3 protein-coding genes and 1 pseudogene are annotated in these 3,146 nt (G+C 64.7%); 3 read left to right on the top strand and 1 reads right to left on the bottom strand.

What is annotated here, in order from left to right:
- The first annotated feature begins 84 nt into the window (after positions 1-84).
- From HPY44_22355 to HPY44_22345, 3 genes are all read left to right on the top strand, one after another.
- A complete protein-coding gene (locus HPY44_22355; protein NSW58761.1) occupies positions 85-330 on the top strand; it encodes a hypothetical protein in 246 nt (81 codons plus the stop codon).
- A 42-nt stretch (positions 331-372) separates the two neighbouring features.
- Positions 373-1,341, top strand: a complete 969-nt coding sequence (locus tag HPY44_22350; GenBank protein ID NSW58760.1) for a zf-HC2 domain-containing protein — start codon at positions 373-375, stop codon at positions 1,339-1,341.
- Positions 1,342-1,525: 184 nt separating this feature from the next.
- Entirely contained in the window at positions 1,526-2,569 is a 1,044-nt protein-coding gene (locus HPY44_22345; protein ID NSW58759.1) for a zinc-binding dehydrogenase, read from the top strand.
- 75 nt (positions 2,570-2,644) lie between these two features.
- Here HPY44_22345 and HPY44_22340 read toward each other — a convergent pair.
- Positions 2,645-2,929 (bottom strand): annotated as a pseudogene (locus HPY44_22340) (zinc ribbon domain-containing protein).
- Between the last annotated feature and the right edge of the window lie 217 nt (positions 2,930-3,146).

The raw sequence follows: 3,146 nt of genomic DNA, 5'->3' as shown, positions 1-3,146 counted from the left end.
GCGGAACTGGGCTATCACAGCCTACTTGAACGGTACGAGGCGCTTGCCGCTGCGTGAACCGCCCGGTGCGGACCCGCATGCCGGGTGGTGTGGGAGGCGGGGTCGGCAACGACCCCGCCTACCCGATTGCGCACCCTGTCGCCCAAGCATCAGGCAGTCCTCGCCCTGGTTGATCTCCAGGGTATGGACTATGAGGAAGCGGCCCGCACCGTCGGGTGTCCTCTTGGCACACTCAAGTCCCGGGTTGCAAGGGCCAGAGACGCCTTCGCGGCCCAGTTCCGGCGCTACCAGCAGGGGACGATCCGTGTGGACCGTCCAGCCTCAGACTGACGCCAACCCATCTGGCAAGCCCTTTGGAGGGTTGTCCACCGGATGACCTGTCGTGCTGCGAGGCTTAGAATTGGGGCGTATCTGGACGGCCAGCTCCCGGCTGCGGAGAGCCGTTCGCTATCGTCCCATCTGGACTCGTGTGCCGCTTGCCGCGAGATCCTCGAGGAAGTCCGCTTCGCCCGCGAGGCTCTCAGGCGTTCCGCGGACGCTCCCATCCCGGTTCCTCCAGACCTGTGCAGCCGCATCAAGGGCGCGCTGCTCCTGGCTGAAGAAGAGCGCCACATTGTCGAAAGCGCCAGTACCCCTCCCGTCGGCTCACCCGCGTTCATCGGCACTTGCGCAAGCCTGTTCATCGGCGCGCTCATGTTCTACCTGGTAGCCACGCAACTCATCGGTCGTGGTCCCAGTTCCGCCGATGACGTGTCCGCAAGCCTCCTGGCTTCCGGCGCGGATACCACCGCCACCGCGACAGTCACGAAGATCGATGCGGCCTCATTTGCGTTTCTCAATGCAGTCCGCGCAGGCGAGCCGAGGCCGGAACCAGCCTCTGCTACCCCGCCTGCTACTCCTGAGCCCGAGGCCTCCGCTGCCAGTGCGGTGGCTGGAGTTCGGAAAGCTTCCGTCTCGGAGCGACGCGCGTCGCCGGTGCGCAGACGCCTCGCATCACGCCCGACTCCTGCCGTCTCACGCCGACCTTCGGAGGAGCCGGCCGCGCCGACCATCAGACAAGCACCTCCTGCAAAGGCCCCATGTTTCACCTTCGCCGACAACGGTCTGGATGGTCCGGTGGAGCAGGCGGGCCGACGCACGGTCGCACCCCCCAGCGAACCCAGTTCGTTCGGAATGTCTTACGCCAGCAACTTCCGGCGGGACGCGACTGCTCTTAGTCCCAATGTTTTCGAGGACTACGCCGGTCGGCGGCTGCTTGATCCCGACGCCCGGCTCACTACCGGCAGCACGCCCTCTCTCGCAAGCCCCGGCTATTCGGAGCCTGGTGAGGGTCTTCCTTGAGGCCGGGCGCTAACTCGCGACGGACCTCTGCCCAACGCCCCGAGAATACCGCTGTTTCGCTCCCCCTTCCGTTCTGACCCGCTCCGTGGCTGGAGGATTTGCATCACATGCGGGGAATTGGCCTGTACCTGACCATCCGCGCCCGTGCGACCCCGGCACAGGCGTACCCCCTGGTGCAAGGCTTATGAAAGCAGTAGTTCTGCGCGGGCCGCGTGATCTTGCGGTCATGGACGTCCCCATTCCTGAGACCCGCAAGGGCACCGAACTGGTACGTGTTCGCGCCTGCGGCATCTGCGGGAGCGATCTGCGGTATTTCGAGGGCGAGAACCCTTGGGCGAAGCACACGCTGGGGGTTGAGAAACCCAATCCACCCAATATGATCCTCGGCCACGAAATCGGTGGGGAACACGCGGATAGCCCGGTGACCGCGCTGGCCTTCAAAGGTTGCGGCCAATGCCTGGACTGCCGCCGCGGACGGGAGAGCCTCTGCGCTGCCACTGCCCACCTTGGCCATGGCGCGGGCTGGGAGACGGAGACTTTCAACCCCGGTGGAATGGCGGAATGGTGTCCGGTCTGGAGCGAGTTCATCTACCGGCTGCCGGCCGGGTTTTCCTGTGCTGAAGCCACCTTTCTGGATGGCCTTGCGGTGGCGGTGCATGCCGTGCGCAGGGCGTCAGTCTATCCGGGTGCGCGCCTTGCGGTGTGGGGAGCAGGCCCCATCGGTCTGATGATCCTCCAAACCGCAAGGGCATTCGGCGCTGGCGCGGCTGTAGTCGCGGATGTGTATGATGCCGCCCTGGCCTGTGCCACCGAGTTGGGCGCGCAACAGGCGCTCTCAGGCGCTATTGGGCCGGAGGCGGTGGCAGAGGCCGTCCGGGAGGCCACGGGCGGGCGCGGCGCGGACTGCATTTTCGAGACAACCGGGGATCCGGCGGTGCAGCAGGCAGCCCTCGGCTGCCTGGCGCGGGGTGGTACGCTCATGCTTATGGCCGGCGCGAGCGACCTTTCCCTTTCAGACGGCGCTCTTGCGGGTGAGCGCATCGTCACCACATCTAGCAATCACCAGTACGAGGACTTCCAGACCGCGCTGGACCTGCTCGCGGAGGGCGTTGTGCGTGTGGGAGCGATGATCACGCACCGGTTCCCCATCGAGGATGCGGTCCGGGCGTTCGACGTCGCCCGGCACAAAGAGCAGTACGGTGCGCTGAAGGTGATTGTGGAGCCGTAGCCCGAAGGCGAAGACGGCTCCCCTTTTCTGGGGAGCCGTCCTGGATATTGGTCCGGAGCTGTGCCCGCGCTGGCTTCAGCTGCCTGCGGCGGCTTCGGCGGCCTTCGGGCAGGTCTCGCACACCCCGGCATCGGAACACGGGGCCGGCTTTTGGGTCCCGGAACGGCCCGAGCTGCCACGGCCGTAGTCGGTGACATGGAAGCCCTTGCCTTTGAAGATGATGGCAGGTGGACTGAACAGCTTCTGAACGCGACCGCCACAGTTCTCGGCCGTGCAGGTCTTCACGGGCTCGTCGCCGAAGCCCTGCTGAACTTCAAAGGTGTTCCCGCACTTCTTGCACTTGTATTCGTAGATTGGCATGGGTTACGACCCCCAGATAGCGGCCTTGGTACGTCGCACGGGGGCAGTATAGCGGATGACTAAAGAGAAGTCAACATCCATCTCCATGAATGTCAACGCAAAGTAGAAATGTCCGGTTTTGTGCAAAGTAGAAATGTCCTACTGCCGTTGGGGTCGGGAGTCTCCTTTGTAGGGTTTCTTCCACGGGTGGTCTGCCTTCGGGGTGACGGCTGTGCCT

Source organism: Armatimonadota bacterium (assembly GCA_013314775.1).
Lineage (GTDB): Bacteria > Armatimonadota > Zipacnadia > Zipacnadales > JABUFB01 > JABUFB01.
Note: the sequence above shows the minus strand (reverse complement) of the source record. Positions and strands in the feature narration are given on the sequence as shown.